Genomic DNA, 15,870 nt, shown 5'->3' with positions numbered 1-15,870 from the left:
TACCAATGATTGCTCATAAGCCCCCGGGGTAATCCCCCCGCTTTTAACGGACACCAAAAGTGGAGCTAAGCGGCAAGGGCCAGTTTCTGCATTGGCGTGATGCCGCCGAGCGCCATATTCGGGCGCTCGTGATTGTAAGACCATAGCCAGCGTGTCGCCTTCTCCTGCGCCTGCTCGATCGTGTCGAACAGGGTTCGGGCAAGCCAGGCGTAACGCACCGTGCGGTTGTAGCGCTCGACGTAGGCGTAAGCTTCCCCGTCAAGTAGACACTTCAAAAGTAGAGTTTCCAGCTTGGCGTTGGCGGTACTCCGCCGGCGTCAAATCGCCGAGGGAATCGTGGGGGCGTTCTTCGTTGTACTCGAGCATCCACCAGTACGCCGCCTCGCGAACATCGTCGAGGCGGGCGAAGAGGTGCTGGTCCAGAACCTCTTCGCGGAGGGTCCGGTTGAAGCGTTCGATGTAGGCATTCTGGTTGGGCTTGCCGGGCTGGATATACCGGATGGCCATGCCGTTGGCCTTTGCCCACTGGATGAACGTCTCGCCCAGGAACTCGGGGCCGTTGTCGGTGCGCAGCACCTGCGGCAGGCCGTGGTCGCGCTTGAGCTGCTCGAAGATGCGCACCAGGCGGGCGGAGTTGATCGATGTGTCGACTTCAATGTGCAGCGCCTCGCGGTTGAAATCGTCGACCACGTTGAAGGTGCGGAATCGCCGACCGCACGCCAGTGCGTCAGACATGAAGTCCGCCGACCAGACCATATCTGGCAGCCGTGGCACGTACAGCGGCACCCGCTGGCGTTTGGGCAGGCGGCGCTTCACGGGCCGTCGCAGGTTGAGTTTCATGGCCTTGTACACCCGATAGATTCGCTTGTGGTTCCACTCCGGCCGGCGACGGTGCAGCAGCTTGCGGCACTTCCAGAAACCGCGGGCCGGGCGCTCCTCGACCAGTTCCGCCAGCGCGGCGATCACTTCGGCATCGCGCACCGTCCAGTCCAGCGGCGGGCGGTACCAAGCCGCACGCGACAGGCCCACGCATGCACAGGACCGGCGCAGTGGCCGCGCGTGCACCTCGACCAGGTACCGCACCGCCTCGCGCTTCTGCTCCGGCCCTACAGTTTTTTTGCAATCAGATCCTTCATCGCCGCGTTGTCCAGCGCCAGCTCCGCATACATGCGTTTGAGCCTGCTGTTCTCGGCCTCCAGATCCTTTACCCGCCGCAGCTCCGACGCCTCAAGGCCGCCGTACTTCGACTTCCAGTTGTAGTACGTCGGCGTGCTGATGCCGGCCTGCCGGCAGATGTCCTTGACGGGCAAGCCGGCATCGGCCTGCTTGAGGATCGAGACGATCTGGGACTCGGTGAAACGGGACTTCTTCATGGAACCTCCTGGCTGAGGGGAAGATGCCAGAAAGCTCTACTTATGGGTTGTCTACTGAATGGGGAAGCTTACGTAGGCATTCTGCTGAGGCTTGCCCGGCTGGATGTGCTCGATCCGGATGTCCTGTCTTTCCGCCCAGTTCAGAAGCGCGCCGCTGATGTACTCGGGGCCGTTGTCGCAGCGGATCACGCGCGGCTTGCCGCGCCATTCAATGATCTGCTCCAGCGACCGGATCACCCGCGCCGCCGGCAGCGACAGGTCGACCTCGATGCCCAGGCCCTCGCGGTTGAAGTCGTCCAGCACGTTGAACAGTCGGAAGCTCCGGCCATCGCTGAGCTGGTCGTGCATGAAGTCCATCGACCAGACCTGGTTGATCGTCTCCGGCACCATCAGCGGCTCGGGCTTCTCGCGCACCAGGCGCTTCTTCGGCTTGATCCGCAGGTTCAACTCCAGCTCCCGGTAGATGCGGTAAACCCGCTTGTGGTTCCAGCCCAAGCCCTTGACGTTGCGGAGGTACAGGAAGCACAGGCCAAACCCCCAGTCGCGATACGTCGTGGTCAGCCGCACCAGCCAGTCGGCGATCCGGGCGTTCTCCTCGCTCGCCTTGGCTTGGTAGCGGTAGCAGGTCTCGCTGACCTCGAAGGTCTGGCAGGCATGCCGGATGCTGGTGCGTCCGCCTTCGACCGCGGTTCGGGCCATCTCCCGGCGCAGAGATGGCCTCACCATTTTTTTGAGAGTGCTTCCTTGAGCAGGTCGGCACTGAGCTGGGCGTCGGCGTACATCTTCTTCAGCCGACGGTTCTCCTCCTCGAGCTCCTTCATCCGGCCGACCATGGACACATCCATGCCGCCGAACTTGCTGCGCCACTTGTAGAACGTCGCGGAGCTGATGCCGTGTTCGCGGCACAGCTCTGGGACCGGCGTGCCGGCTTGGGCCTGCTTGAGCACGGCAATAATTTGGCTGTCGGTGAAGCGGGACTTCTTCATTGGAACCTCCTCGGGAAAGGGTACGAGAAAATTCCACTTCTGGCGTCAGCTAACCTGCGGGGGGATTACCCCGGCTCGAAGGCTACTACCTTGTCGGCTTGTTCTACCTGGTGGTTGGCAGCGAGAACTAGGCGGCGGAATTTAGCTCGCAAGCTGCTGTGTGGTCGTCCTTAGTTGTCGTCGTGTCGCCAGTCGGCGATAACGTGCGGGCTTGGCCTACGCATGAAAGCCGCTTCGCCGCGCTGCCCGTCTCCCGTTGTATGCCTGAGCAGTCTGACCGAATTCTCACGACCCCCTTTCTAGTACTCCCAGTCCAGACGTTCAGCGCCTTCGTCATGGCGTTTCGCTTCATGCTCGTAGCTGTCCGCCAGCATGTCCAGCGCCTTGGCGGTGTGCGGATGCGGGATGGAGATCGCCTTGGCCCATTCGCGATGTTTCGCCGCTTCTTGACGCTCAAGGTCACCTCCGTCGCGCGGTCCGCGACTAGTTACTCCGCGCCTGTTGCGCTTGCCGACCCAAAAGCCTTCGATCATGGCCCTGCTGCGGAAGAGGTCAATCGCATCCCGCACTGCCTCGGCCGGCCAGTTCCCATCGACACCGATTGGTGAAGCCGACAGCATCTTGCCTATCTTGCTGTCGGCTATCTCAAGTCGCCCTGCCACGTGGGCAAGTGATCGCGCCTCCTTGATCCAGGCTTCAAGAGCTTCGCTGTCAATCGAGTTGTCGTCACGAGTTCCCGGAATTCGGTTCCAGAGATCGAACAGCTTGTAGGCTTGCCTGGCCACCGCTTCCGCACGTTGCGGATCTACCGGGTCGGGGTCAGATACACCACTCTCCTCACTCGGTTTGAACACCGCCTTCAGCAGCTGCACAAACAGTTCGGGCTGCTGCGACAACGCTTTTAGCAACGCCTTCGCGGGCCTGCGGGAGTGAACGAGCACCGGCAGATACACCCATTCAAGCGTGACCAGCGCTTCATCAGCGATATCGGTGCGCTCATCCAGGATTTTCAGAGTTTCCGCGACATAGTGCTGGAACATTGTCGCCTCATTGGTGCCGTCGTCGCTCGTGATTGGCTGATGGACAGCCTCTTGCAATGATTCGATCAGGAGCGCGGATGGCAATCCAGACTTGCCGCCGCGCTCGATCAAGGGAAGAGCGTGACGCGCGCGACCAACGGATATGAGCTTCCGGATCGCGAACTCGAGCTGGTCGTGATCCTCGTCCATCCAGAATACCGGTGCGCTGCGCCAGTACTCTGCTTCGATTCCCTCTCCGGCTTCGGCTACGCGATCCCAAGTCCAACGCCTGGAGGGAAAGGCCCTCAGAATGACCAGCAGTATGGCGTCACCCCAGGAATCCGCCCGTGCTTTGGCGAGAAGCGCCTCGGCCCAAGGCTCCTTCAGATCCCGGAACGCCGAGACCATCAGCCCGTGCGCCACGTCCCTCTCGTGCTGGCTGTCACCTCGCAGCGCCGCCTCCAGAAGCGCGTCGAGATCGCTTGCGCAGAGCCCGCTTTCGTACAGGGCCTTTCCGAGATATCCCGCCGCATCCGTGAGGCGCGCCAAGGCCAGCACACCGGCCACGCCGCGCGCGGCATACAGTGATCCAGCAGCTTCTACGCGAGCGGCGTCAACTTCTCGCTGCTCCGCCTCCCAACCCCCCTCCGACGGGTTAGGCAGTGCGACCGAGTGCTCAAACAGCCAAGCTATGCGCTCCAAAGGATCGGCGGGAGCGAGTCGATCGTAGATCGCCTCCAGTCGATCCAGCAACTTCCCCGGCATCGACCATTCGGCCTCGGGAAAACTCCGATGGTGGTTCAGCACGTGCCGCAGGCACTTCCAGAGCATCGCCCGGCCGGTCTTGTCCTCAATCTGCGGCTCGGCCCGCTCCAGCGCAGCGAGCCCAGCTTCGTGGTCAGGCGCAAGGTCGGCGAAGCGATCGAGCAAATTTGCCCAACGCTGGGGATCTAGTCCGACATCGGCGACAAGACGCTTGCTGATCTCCGTGGCACCCCGGCCGATGAGTCCGTAAGTGACCACCTCAACAAGATCGACGGTGAAGTCCCGCCAACGTGGCATGGGAGACGGCGACGAGGTGTCATGCCCTTTCGGCAGCACGCTCAGCATGAGTTTCCAAGCGGCATCAGGCTCGCGCTTACGGATGAAGTCGAGCGCGGCAAGGCGCTGGTCCAGTGTTGCGAAGGTCTGCGGAATCCATAGAAGATGGATTTCGCGCAGGCTGTTTGCCGGCCGGTTCGCGTATCGGCCAGGTGGATCGTCGATGGCGTCGAGCCGCGCCAAGACGTGGGTCACGCGCGGCATAAAACTCGGCGACCACGCCAGGGATTCAAGCGCCCACAGCAAGTCGGACAGGTGCTCGGTTCCGAACACGCCGTCGCCATCGTTGCCAAACAGGGCACGGATTGCCGGGTCGGGCTGGTCCAGACTGCTCTCGATGGCATCGAGGAAAGCACTCGGAGCGGCTTCCGCCAACAGCCGGAACTCGTTGGAAAGAGACCACCAACGCTGGCGATCGGCGCGCGACAGCAGCTTGTCGACAATGGCATCGACACGGCGCGATGCGTCCCGCACCGTGTGGATTCGGTCGCCCCACAGCGCAAGCAGAATCAGTACTTCGCCGATCCCGTGGCGCATCAGGCCCGAGTACTCCGGATGCACGCCCTTGACCGCCGCCATCCAGCGCTCATTCGGATCCATCTCGAAGCGAGGATCGGCAGCACCGAGGACGGCGTTGGCCGCTGCCTCGAAACGGCCGATGTCGGCACTCGTGAGATAGGGCGCCAGCAGAAACCACGCATCCTGTGGCGAGGCGACACGCCACGTCGATCCGATCTTTCGAAGCGGCTTGTCGAGATCTCCTGCATAGGGAACAAGTTCGGCCACGACCGCTTCATACGACTGATCGGCCAATTCGGAGATTCGGGCCTTGTCGGCTTCTGAGTCCTCGTCCCAGCCCCCGGCCAACAGGGCCGCCAGCAGCGCACGAGGGGGCGCCTCTTGAGCCCAACTCGGTACGCCGCCGGGCGCACTTGGAATGAGGCGACGAAGAATGGCGAGATTGCGAGCGCTGTCGCGCGCGAGGGCATGTGCCCTCGGCTCCGGGATGCCGGCAGCCATCAGCGCGTTCGCAATCCCTTCCCGTGAAGGACGCGCCAGCTTTCGAACTTCGCCGCGGGAGACGGGCCTGTCGTCGTAGGCCTGCAGCACGTAGTGCCCACGTTCGACCAGGGTACGGGCCAGCCCCGGTTCTGCTTCGGTCAGCAGCAAGATCAGGGGGGCTGGTGCATTCGCAAGCATCCGAGCGCCCACAGCCGTGGTCGCGACCAGGCTACGTGCACGATAAGCGCTCTCCACCTCGTCCGGAAGCATGTCCAAGGTTGCATGGAAGAAGGCGATGACTTCATCCGAAGTCGTTGCCTGAAGCGACAGGACGGACGGCTCACCGCGAAGCCAGCGCAGCACTTCCGCCGCATCCTCATCGCGATCACTGAGAACAAGCTCTTCTGTCAGCGGCCATTGCGTCGCGAGAGACCACTCTTCCCAGACATCCTCAACCTGTCGCGTACCAGAGGGCCGTTTGCCCAGCCGGGTAGCCAACCAAAGACCGACCGCCGGCGTTAGCTCGATCCAGTGCACAAGGTCGTCGGCATCGTAGGCACGTACGTCCCTCCACACGCCTTCCTCCCGCCGTGCCCGCGCCCACTGCTCCTTCTTCGGCCAGTGTCGAGGAGTGACGAACACGAACGTGGCGTTGGCCGGATCGAGCGTCTCAGGATCGTTCGTTCGCTTTTGGAAGTCGTCGGTCGCCTTCTGCGCGATGTTGCTGCGCTGGCTGCCAATCTCCCATCCAGCCTCGCCCTGGGGCACATAGGCGCTCCCCGTCTCCGCCGACGTGTATCCATCCCAGCCGGCGTAGCGCACCCCCTCATCGGAGGGAAAGCGAAGGACGGTCGTGGACCCGTGACTGGCCCGAATCAGGTCGGACACGAGCCTCGGCAGGCTGCCGGCGCCGTCGGTTCGGTTCGCCCAATCAGACAGGTCTTCGGCATCTACCCAGCGCACGGGCGCACCGGGGCGCTGCGATGGCGCGATCCCCGGGATGGCAGGCCCGATGACCGCGCCAGTGGCCAGAAACCGAATGTCGGCACCCTCCAGGGCGCTCCGGATCGCCTGCGCATTGTTCGCGACCGGCGTACGCTGCCCCCGTTCGAAATCCGCCACAGTTGATGTGGCGACGCCGGCCGCCTTGGCCAGATCCTGTTGCGACCAGGCCAATAGCGCACGAGCGGCCCGAATGTGCTTGGGCGTGAGTTCTGTCGGGGAGAGGGAGATAAGCTTCGCCATGGTCATAGAATATCTATGACATCAAGCAAAAGCTATCGCATTAGGTGCAAGCTATCGGACGTAACTCCCGGGTGAAACGTCAGCGCAACCGAACGACCTCGGATCATCGTAACTCTTTGAAGTCATTGCAATTAAACGAACTTGCGGTCCAGTCCATCATCGGCGCAACCGAAAGACGCACGGATGCGTCATACCGCGACTTCTCGCGCAAATCCAATGACTTGCCAGCGATTTCGCGTTCCTCAGTAGCGCTCATGATCGGTCGATTTCGGCAGTTTTCGGGTTGTCGTTGCTAGGCCGGATGCTGAGAAAACGGCCATGTAGCGTCGGCCCGCACGGAAGCATCGTCAGTGCGCGCCGCGAAGATGGATCGTTAGGTTACACGGCCCAAATCCGCATCCACCGGTAAAGCAGGTGGATGCACTCCGAATCAGCGACGTTCGACCGCAGCAGTTGACAACCGAATGGATGCGTCGCCGGGAAGCAGACTCCGACCAGCAGCATGCGTGCGGACCACCGCTCGGCAAAGGGACGACAGCGACGCCTACCGCCTCGTCTACATGCCCCGATTGGCCGATGCGGTCCATGTTCTCCACGCGCTCCAGAAGAAGGTACAGGCCACGTTGAAAACGGGACATCAAGTCGGAAAAAGCAGTGCTTTACCCTCGAGCAAGGTGACCATGAGCAAGACCACGGCCAGGACCGACCGATTCGACAGCGCCTGGGATGCGCTTGCAGACTCCACTGAGGACGCGGCCAATCTGAAGATGCGCGCCGACCTCATGCGGAAAATCGCCGCGCTCATCCATGACAAGAGCTGGACGCAGGCAGTGGCTGCCGAACATTGCGGTATCAGCCAGCCGCGTATCAATGACCTGCTGCGCGGCCGTATTGGCCGCTTCTCGCTTGACGCGCTGGTGAACATCGCGGCAATCCTGGGCCAGCGGGTCCATGTGGAACTGGAAGCGGCATAGCTCTTTGCCCGGAAGCCAACGGAGGATGCAGGATGAAATCGCACACGCCGGCACGCCGCATTTGCAGTCAAGTTTTTCTCGTACTTGTAGCGCTGGGAAGCGCGGCTTGTAGCGCGCGGTCGGATCGTCTTACCGATACCGGCATTTCCGCAGAGGAAGTGGCGTCCAGCGCCCAAACCGCGGACATTGTCGCAAACGCGATTCTGGAAGACGTTCGTTACGAGAATTATCCAGACACGATGGATGGGACCATGGTGTGGAGAGTCACACGTTGCCATGCGGGGACTTGTGTTGCGGGAGAGCAGCTGAAGACCCGTTTTAGCGGTCCGTTCTCCACGAGCGGAGAGTTCTGCGATTTGCGAAACGGATGTCTGAAGCGCAAGTCGCTGGAGAGCTACCGGGGTGAAATCTTCTTGGTCACCTTGACGCGCGCACCGTATTTGCATCAGGTGGCAGCGAGGCAAGGAACTCCACAAGAGGGCTATCTCAGCCTCAACCGCGGTTACTACCTCATTAGCCAAGGCGCGCTTTATCACAACGACAAACACAGATTGATCGATGCACGCTATGAGGAAGTCAGGAGCCTGCTAACAGGAGAATGATGCAAGGCCCTCCGCCAGCGACGATGATCTTCACCGGCCAAGAAGAGTCCTTGGCTAGCTGTTTTCCAGGGGAAGATGAGCCGGGTTGCCTCCTGTCCCCGGACGGTGCCCCGATCTCACAGATAGTCTGGCGGGACGCCGCAGTGTTCGCTCTCTGACCGGGAGAAGCGCGCGTCCGAGCCGGCATCATCAATAAGCGCCCAGCACCGTTTGAGCGCATCCCAGGCCTGCTTCCGCGTCATTCCGCGATCGTGCGCGAGGTTGTCGATCACCCAGGGCCGCACGCGGGAATGATGCGCGCTCGATGGCGTCCCGACGCTCACGATCGTCCCTTCGCCGCATGCGGAGCGAAGCGCCTGCACCCCGGCGTCTCGCTCATCGACGCCGCGCGGCCCAGCCCAGGTCATACGTTCCCCGATACGCGGAAGCGGCTGGTCGGTGTCCGGCGCCTGCAGGGCCAGGTAGCCCGCGTCGTCGCGCACCAGCGCGATGTCGCGGTCGAAGATCACCAGCGCTTCCTCCCCGCCCCCCTCCTGCGCGGCGAGGCGAAAGCAGCCGTCGCGCAAAATGACACGTCCGGAGTGCAGCGCAAGCGTGGTCACCGCAGGCACCCGGTCGTGCCTGGGCACGAGGTGCACCAGCGCTGCAAGCGCGGGATCGAGCGCATCCGCGTTCGGCGGCGGAGTGAAGACCAGCTCGACCTGCGCAGGCAACCGCCAGCCCTCGGCACGGGCGATCGACCGGAATGCCGCCTCGTCGACCTGCAGGTCGAACCGCACCACGCCGTCGAACTCGTACACGTTCCCGACGCCCAGCCGGTGCGGAGCAAAGCGTGCGTTCCATTCATCGGCCAACGGCTGCAGCTCCGCGGCGGGGTGACCGCCGTCGATCGCGGCGAAGCGCGGATCGTCCGTGTAACGGGCCAGCGTGGCGACCGCATCGGTCTGGAACTGGAACGCGAAGCGCGGCGCCGGATCGCGGATGACGCGAACCCCGATGTAGTTCCGCCCTTCCTGTGCCTGCAGTTCTCGCGCCAGCGCCATGGCGGCCTGGCGTGCGTCCTCGGGAGGATTGGCGTGCAGTTCCATTGCCATTGCCGTGGCGGTGTTCATTCGCTCCCGGTCCGATGGCGGCGGCGCATCCGCATACGGCACCGGCGGCGCCTTCAGAACGGTGGCGAAGCCAGAGGCCTCGATCGTGGGCCGGACAGGCCACCGCTCTCCCTCTCGGTCTGAAATGCGGGCGCATGAGGTAGCGGCCAGCATGGCAAACAGGATCAGCGGGATTGCGCACGCAAAAAACGGCAAGGTCGAAGGCTGCCTGCGGCTTGGGTAGTGTTGGGGGCCGAATTCGTTCACGTCAGGCATGTCAGGGGACGCCGGAGGGAGAGCGTGCAGCATGGCAGAGTGGGGTTTGTTGTGGTGTCTGCAGTCGGCGGATGCAGGAAGGCCATCGAAGCGCGACGGTCAGCGTCGATCCTCGACCGCAAATCAATGGTGGGAGCTAAACGCGGCAGCGGCACTGCCTCGCGCAGGCCGCGACTTGGCACTTCTTCGAGTGGGCCAGGGCCAAGTTACGAGAGACCATAGGTCACCTCAGGGCAGCGCAGGTGCAACGCAACCCTCAACAAAGGATCTAACTTATTGATAGAGAAGAGATTCTCTGCAATATCCGTCCAGTCCATCATCGGCGCGACGGACAGGCGGATCGAGGCCTGGTAGCGGGACTGGTTGGACGCAACCGATGTACGACCGGCGACGCCGCGATGTTGGGCGGGGCTCATAACCGCTGATTTTCGACGATTTCTGCCTGCCCCACACGATCCGGGCTGAACGGCGCACGCGCCAGGCAACCGCGTGCACTCCCGACGCGACGTCCTTCCGGCAACCGATTGGGTCCGTACCGGGCGTTCGGGTACCTGCAGTCGCCGCGTTGCTGCCGCAGCAGACGACGCTACGCCAGCATCCGGACCTTCTTCTCGCGCTCCCATTGGCGGGTTTTGGCAGCCTTGATGAAGGCGTCGACATCACTGGCCGCGACGATGCCGGCGTCCTTCTCGATCCCGGCACGGTCCAGCAGCTTCTGCGCGCCGGCATCGGCGGCAATCGCCTTGAGGTGACCGAACGCGTCGCGCACGAAGTCGATCGCGGCGCTTTCGGACAGGAGCATGTCGCCGCCCTCCTTCGACAGAGTGACGGCCACCGCGTCGAACACCATCGACGGCGTGCCCGCCAGCTGGCCATCGGCGGCGAGCTTGCTGCCGTCGTCCAGGGTCGCTCCACCGACCTTGGGCGCGACGATCTTGACCATTGCCCCGGCGCTTTCGGCCGCCTGGCGTATGGACTGGACGGTCGCTGCTGCGCTGCCATCGTTGATCAGGATCCCCACACTGCGACCGTCCAGGGTGTCCTTCATCTTGCAGATGATCTGCAGGGCCGGCGATTCGGGCATATCGCGTGCCGGGACCGCGGTTGGCGGCGCATCGGGCAGCGTCTCCATTCCCAACCCGTCGGCGACGCGTTGGGCCAGGTCCTCGTCGATGTGGCGCAGGTGCCCGACCACGCGCTCGCGGATGTGCAGGGTCTCGACCTTGGAGTTCTCGAACACGAACGCCGAGGCGATATGGGCCTGCTCGTATTTCGTCTGGCTGCGGTAGAACTGGCGCGCCTGGCTGTAGTGGTCGGCGAAGCTTTCTGCGCGGATCCGGCTTTTCGCCGCATCGTCCACATCGCCAGTGCCGACGCGTTCGGCGAAGCTGCGGAATCCGTCGGGCGTGGCGCGGGCCGATGTCGGATCCAGCGAGCTGGGCTCGTAATTCACCCGGCCCTTGGGGATCTGCATCTGCATGTGGCCATCGCGCTGCTGGTTGGCAAACGGGCACTTGGGCGCGTTGATCGGCAACTGGTGGAAGTTGACCGACCCCAGCCGCGACAGCTGGGTGTCGGGGTAGGAGAACAGACGGCCCTGCAGCAGCGGGTCGTTGCTGAAGTCCATCCCCGGAACGAGGTGCGAGGGGCAGAACGCGACCTGCTCGGTTTCGGCGAAGAAGTTGTGCGGCCAACGGTCCAGCGTCATCGTGCCGATGACCGTCAGCGGCACGAGTTCCTCGGGGATCAGCTTGGTGGAGTCGAGGTGGTCGAACGGGAAGCCGTCCGCTTCCTCCTGGGTAAACAGCTGGACCGCCAACTCCCACTGCGGGTGCTTGCCGGCCTGGATGGCTTCAAACAGGTCCCGGCGAAGGAAGTCGTTGTCGGCGGCCTGCAGCTTGGCCGACTCGTCCCACACCGTGGATTGCAGGCCCAGCAGGGGCCGCCAGTGGTACTTGACGAAGGTGCTCTTGCCCGCCGCGTTGATCAGGCGGAAGGAGTGGATGCCGAATCCTTCCACCATCCGGAACGAGCGCGGGATGGCGCGGTCGCTCATCGCCCAGATCACGGTGTGGAAGGTCTCCGGGGTCAGGGAGACGAAATCCCAGAACGTGTCATGGGCGCTGGCGGCCTGCGGGTAGCCGCGGTCGGGCTCCATCTTCACCGCGTGGACAAGGTCGGGAAACTTCATCGCGTCCTGGATGAAGAACACGGGGATGTTGTTGCCGACCAGGTCCCAGTTGCCTTCCTTGGTGTAGAACTTCACCGCGAAGCCGCGCACGTCGCGCGGGGTGTCGACCGAGCCGCTGCCGCCGGCGACGGTGGAAAACCGGGTGAACAGCGGCGTTTCCTCACCGACTTCGGTCAGGATCTTCGCCGTGGTGTAGTCCGCCAGCGATCGGGTCAGCTTGAAATGGCCGTGCGCGGCGGACCCGCGGGCATGGACGATGCGCTCGGGAATGCGTTCGTGGTCGAAGTGCTGGATCTTCTCGCGCAGGATGAAGTCTTCCAGCAGCACCGGGCCCCGCGGACTGGCCTTCAGCGAATTCTGGTTGTCGCTGATGTCGAGACCCTGGTTGGTGGTCATCGTGGCGTGCTGGCCCGCGACCATCTGCTGGGGCTCGTCGCCGTTGCCGCGCTGGTGGTCGGCGGCGTCTTCCGTTGCATGTGCGTCAGGATTCGGCGGCATGCGGGAAGCGTCGTCGGGGGTGGGTGTGCGGGCCATGGCCGGGTCCTGCGTGATGGAGGAGTGGCCCCCGATCATTCGCCCCGTTCCGTGATGCTGCCGTCAGAAAGTGCGGCCGAAACGATCAGGCAGCCGGGGTGTCCCGGCCGATCACGCTCAGCGTTCCATCCGGCTCCAGAACCACGCACCGGACCTCGTGCAGACGTTGGAAGCCGTGATTGCGAAGCGCCTGCATCACCTCGTCGGCGGCAATCCGCTCGTCCCGCAGCGCCGAGGTGAGCAGCTCGCCATCATGGGCAAGCAGGCGCGGCTCGCTGGCGATAATTTTCCGTACCCGGCTTGAGCGGGCCGCGAGCCAGCTGAACGCAAACTGCCACGACATGAGCACGACCAATGCGGTGACACCCTCCAGCAGCGACACCGACTTGCTCAGCAGGATCGTGGCGAGGATCGACCCCAAGGCAATGGTCACGACAAAGTCGAAGGCGTTGATCTTGCTGAGGGTGCGCTTGCCGTATCCGCGCAGCAGAACCACCAGCGCCAGATAGGCGCAGCTGCCGACAACAACCACGCGGAGCAGATCAGACCAGTCAGCCGATAAATTCATCACGATTCCTGCCGGGGCACGGACGACAACGTTAGGGCGCTGGCCGGATCGACCGCGTGAGAATCGCCATCACTACGTCGTGATCACTGCTGCCAAACCACGATGCAACCTCTGCTGACGGACTTCAACGCATGCAACTTGGGTGGCATGAATTCCAGCCCTACGTGGCACTGGTGGCCTCGCTGGTACTGGCCTTTCCGGTCGCATGGAACCGGGAACGGCACAGCGACCTGGTCGGGGTGCGGACCTTCCCACTGGTCGCGGTGGGCGCATGCGCCTACATGTTGCTCGGGCTCTACTTCATCGACGGGGCGGGCCCGGAGGCGAAGGCGCGCCTGCTGCAGGGACTGATGACGGGGATTGGCTTTGTCGGTGGCGGAGCGATCCTCAAACACGACGACACGGTGTCCGGGACGGCATCGGCGGCCAGCATCTGGATCGTCGGCGCGATCGGTGCGGCTGCGGCCATGAGCGCGTGGGGGTTCGCCGTCGCGCTGGCGGTGATCAACTGGCTGGTTTTCCGGGTCTTCATGCGGCTCAAGGTCCGCTCCGATCGCAGCCTGGACAAATAAGCGTCAGCTGCGGATGGCGCGCGCACGGCGCCAGCACTCCAGCGGTCCTGGCATGGACGTTCGACACGGAGCGCGAACTCAGTCCACGGCACCGAACAGGCGGTCGAGATCAACGCCATCCAGCAGCCGCCACTCGCCTTCGGGGAGTCCGTCCAGAGCGAGACCGCCAACCTGGCTGCGATGCAGGGCGTCGACGTGGTTGCCGACCGCGGCGAACATCCGCCGGACCTGGTGGTAGCGGCCCTCGGTCAGGGTCAGCCGTGCCTGGCGCGGGCCATCGACGACCATGGGCGCGGGAGCGAGCGGGGTTTTTTCCGACTCCAGCATCAAGGTGCCACTGGCGAACACCGCCGCCTCGTCGCCGCGCAGGTCCTGGGCCAGGGTGGCCTCGTAAACCTTCGCGAGCCCTGTTTTGGGCGAGGTGATCCGGTGCAGCAACTGGCCGTCATCGGTCATCAGCAGCAACCCGCTGGTCTCGCGATCCAGCCGCCCGACCGGTGACAGCAGCGGCGAGCGCAGGCGGAAACGGGGCGGCAGCAGGTCGTAGATCACCCGGCCGGGATCCCTGGTCGAACACGTGTAACCCGTGGGTTTGTGCAGCATCAGCACCAGGCCGGCCGGCGGATCGAGCGGCTCGTCGTCGATGCGGATCGCGGCGTGGGGAACTTTGTCGTCCGCGTACAGCACCTCGCCGTCGGCGTCGGTGATGCGACCCTCGCGGAACATCAGCGCGACCTGTTTGCGGCTGCCATACCCCAGGTTGGCGATCAGCTTGACCAGCTTCACAGCGAGCGGCCCCCGGGCCTCGTGCGCACGAACGGCCGTTCCGGCGGCGCCGGGCGGGACGCCGCTGCCTTCACCGCCTCGATGATCTTGAAGCCATCGTGCTGGGCCACCGTGCGCACGCTGCCAAAACTGTCGGTCAGCACGGCCTCGTAGGGCAGGTGGCGGTTGGCGACCATCCACAGCCGGCCACCGGGCTTGAGCGCTTCGGCGGCCACGGCGATGAACCGGCGACCTATGTCCGGGCGGTAGCTGCTGCCCTGGGTGTGGAACGGCGGATTGCTGATGATCACGTCGTACTGCTTCGGCAGGCCAGCGGTGACGTCGTGCCAGTGGTAGTCGAGCCTGGCGGTGGTGTCGACCGCGCCCAGATTGGTTCGCGCCAGCGCCAGCGCCCGCGCCTCGGCTTCGTAGAGATCCAGCGCGGTGATCGACGGGCAGCGCGCCAGCAACTCGGCCGACAGGTAGCCAAAACCCGCGCCAAGATCGGCGGCCGCGCCGGCGAGGTCAGCCGGCAGCTGCGCCGCCAACAGGGCCGAGGCCGGGTCGATGCGGTCCCAGGCGAACACGCCCGGACGGCTGATGAACCGCCCGCCGGCGACAGGCCGCGACGCATCCAGCTGCAGCCACTGCGCCTGCAACGCGGTGTCCAGCGACGCCGCACTGTCATCGACGTGCAGCGGCGCGGTCCAGAACACGCGGCACTTGTTCTTGGTCAGGTCGCCGACCGCACCGGCAAGCTTGCGCAGGTCGTCCTGGGCGGAACGGGCGCCCTCTTTGTTGCTCACACAGGCGACCACCCGGCCACCCGGGGCCACCCGCTCCACGGCGCGGGCATACAGCGCGCGCAATTCCTCGCGCTGGCGCGGCGGCAGCACCAGCACCAGCGGATAGCGGGCCGTGTTGTCAGGCGCGACCAGGGTCAGGCCCGCCCGCACCAGGGCATCGGCGTCGGGCTTGAAGCTCTGTTCGCATACCAGGCCGGGCAAGCGGCGCTGGTGCAGCGGCCAGCCGTCGCGCGCACGCAGGAACAGCGCTCCGCCCACCCCCGGCCAGGCCAGCAGGCCGCGCTCAAAGGGCAGTATCAGGGTTTCCAGCGCAGGGTCGTCAGTGGCCACGGTGTGCATCGGTAGGAAGATCCGCGCAGTTTACCGTGGCGGTTGCTGCGCGCCTGCTCGTTCATGCCCCGACAACGCGGGTTTCATCGCGAGCCAACGTCGAGCGCGACAGTCTGGCCGCACCCCCGCAGCGGAGACGAACCACCATGCGAGCACTCTTCATCGGCGGCACCATCGACAACAGCGAAGTCGACCTCGACGGCCAGCCGCCCGCCCAGTACCCGGAAAACGCCGGCGGCGATACCCAGCGCTACCGGCTTTTCGAGACGGGACGCCGTGACGGCGAGGTGGCGTACGCCGTGTATGCGGCGATGGAAATGGCCGACGCGGAGGTGGAGCGCGTGACTGCCGAGCGCGAATACGCCAGGCGGTTTTCCGCCGACGAGACCATCAGGCAATGACGGGCGCCATGACAACCGGCGGCAATACGGACTG

At 64.2% G+C, this 15,870-nt stretch carries 11 protein-coding genes and 2 pseudogenes; 4 read left to right on the top strand and 9 right to left on the bottom strand.

The window, feature by feature from the left end; all coding sequences use genetic code 11:
* Positions 1-65 precede the first annotated feature (65 nt).
* From INQ43_RS01710 to INQ43_RS01695, 4 genes and pseudogenes are all read right to left on the bottom strand, one after another.
* A pseudogene (locus INQ43_RS01710) lies at positions 66-245 on the bottom strand (transposase); the annotation flags it as partial.
* A gap of 13 nt (positions 246-258) precedes the next feature.
* Positions 259-1,373 (bottom strand): IS3 family transposase gene (locus INQ43_RS01705; protein WP_194036671.1). Its coding sequence is split into 2 segments (ribosomal slippage): positions 259-1,121 and positions 1,121-1,373, totalling 1,116 coding nucleotides; the frame shifts between segments, so codons are not numbered across the junction.
* Positions 1,374-1,442: 69 nt separating this feature from the next.
* A pseudogene (locus INQ43_RS01700) lies at positions 1,443-2,359 on the bottom strand (IS3 family transposase); the annotation flags it as partial.
* 299 nt (positions 2,360-2,658) lie between these two features.
* Positions 2,659-6,726 (bottom strand): helix-turn-helix transcriptional regulator, encoded by a 4,068-nt coding sequence (locus tag INQ43_RS01695; protein ID WP_194036918.1) that lies wholly within the window; start codon positions 6,724-6,726, stop codon positions 2,659-2,661.
* A gap of 506 nt (positions 6,727-7,232) precedes the next feature.
* Here INQ43_RS01695 and INQ43_RS12855 point away from each other — a divergent pair.
* Together INQ43_RS12855 and INQ43_RS01685 are read left to right on the top strand one after the other, a co-directional pair.
* Positions 7,233-7,700 carry an XRE family transcriptional regulator gene (locus tag INQ43_RS12855; protein ID WP_228062585.1) on the top strand — a complete coding sequence of 156 codons (468 nt, stop codon included), beginning with the start codon at positions 7,233-7,235 and terminating at the stop codon, positions 7,698-7,700.
* 32 nt (positions 7,701-7,732) lie between these two features.
* Complete coding sequence (locus INQ43_RS01685; RefSeq protein ID WP_194036917.1) at positions 7,733-8,302, top strand: hypothetical protein; 570 nt, start codon at positions 7,733-7,735, stop codon at positions 8,300-8,302.
* 116 nt (positions 8,303-8,418) lie between these two features.
* Here INQ43_RS01685 and INQ43_RS01680 read toward each other — a convergent pair whose 3' ends face one another.
* From INQ43_RS01680 to INQ43_RS01665, 3 genes are all read right to left on the bottom strand, one after another.
* Entirely contained in the window at positions 8,419-9,669 is a 1,251-nt protein-coding gene (locus INQ43_RS01680; RefSeq protein ID WP_194036916.1) for a hypothetical protein, read from the bottom strand.
* A gap of 586 nt (positions 9,670-10,255) precedes the next feature.
* Positions 10,256-12,280, bottom strand: a complete 2,025-nt coding sequence (locus INQ43_RS01670; RefSeq protein WP_228062653.1) for a catalase — start codon at positions 12,278-12,280, stop codon at positions 10,256-10,258.
* 199 nt (positions 12,281-12,479) lie between these two features.
* Positions 12,480-12,962 (bottom strand): YetF domain-containing protein, encoded by a 483-nt coding sequence (locus tag INQ43_RS01665; RefSeq protein WP_194034866.1) that lies wholly within the window; start codon positions 12,960-12,962, stop codon positions 12,480-12,482.
* Positions 12,963-13,093: 131 nt separating this feature from the next.
* On the opposite strand from INQ43_RS01665, the gene INQ43_RS01660 reads away from it, so the two are divergent.
* On the top strand, positions 13,094-13,534 hold the full coding sequence (locus tag INQ43_RS01660) for an MgtC/SapB family protein (RefSeq protein WP_194034865.1): 441 nt from the start codon (positions 13,094-13,096) through the stop codon (positions 13,532-13,534).
* 78 nt (positions 13,535-13,612) lie between these two features.
* Here INQ43_RS01660 and INQ43_RS01655 read toward each other — a convergent pair whose 3' ends face one another.
* Together INQ43_RS01655 and INQ43_RS01650 are read right to left on the bottom strand one after the other, a co-directional pair.
* Positions 13,613-14,320 carry a pseudouridine synthase gene (locus INQ43_RS01655; RefSeq protein ID WP_194034864.1) on the bottom strand — a complete coding sequence of 236 codons (708 nt, stop codon included), beginning with the start codon at positions 14,318-14,320 and terminating at the stop codon, positions 13,613-13,615.
* The gene (locus INQ43_RS01650; protein WP_228062584.1) at positions 14,317-15,435 is read right to left on the bottom strand and encodes a methyltransferase; all 1,119 of its coding nucleotides are present in this window, start codon (positions 15,433-15,435) and stop codon (positions 14,317-14,319) included. Before INQ43_RS01650 ends, INQ43_RS01655 begins: the two co-directional genes overlap by 4 nt.
* A gap of 146 nt (positions 15,436-15,581) precedes the next feature.
* On the opposite strand from INQ43_RS01650, the gene INQ43_RS01645 reads away from it, so the two are divergent.
* A complete protein-coding gene (locus tag INQ43_RS01645) occupies positions 15,582-15,836 on the top strand; it encodes a hypothetical protein (RefSeq protein WP_194036912.1) in 255 nt (84 codons plus the stop codon).
* The last annotated feature ends 34 nt before the right edge of the window (positions 15,837-15,870 follow it).

Origin of the sequence: Lysobacter sp. H23M47, from assembly GCF_015209765.1 — a bacterium.
Taxonomy (GTDB): domain Bacteria; phylum Pseudomonadota; class Gammaproteobacteria; order Xanthomonadales; family Xanthomonadaceae; genus Novilysobacter; species Novilysobacter avium.
This window is presented reverse-complemented; position numbering and strand designations above follow the sequence as displayed.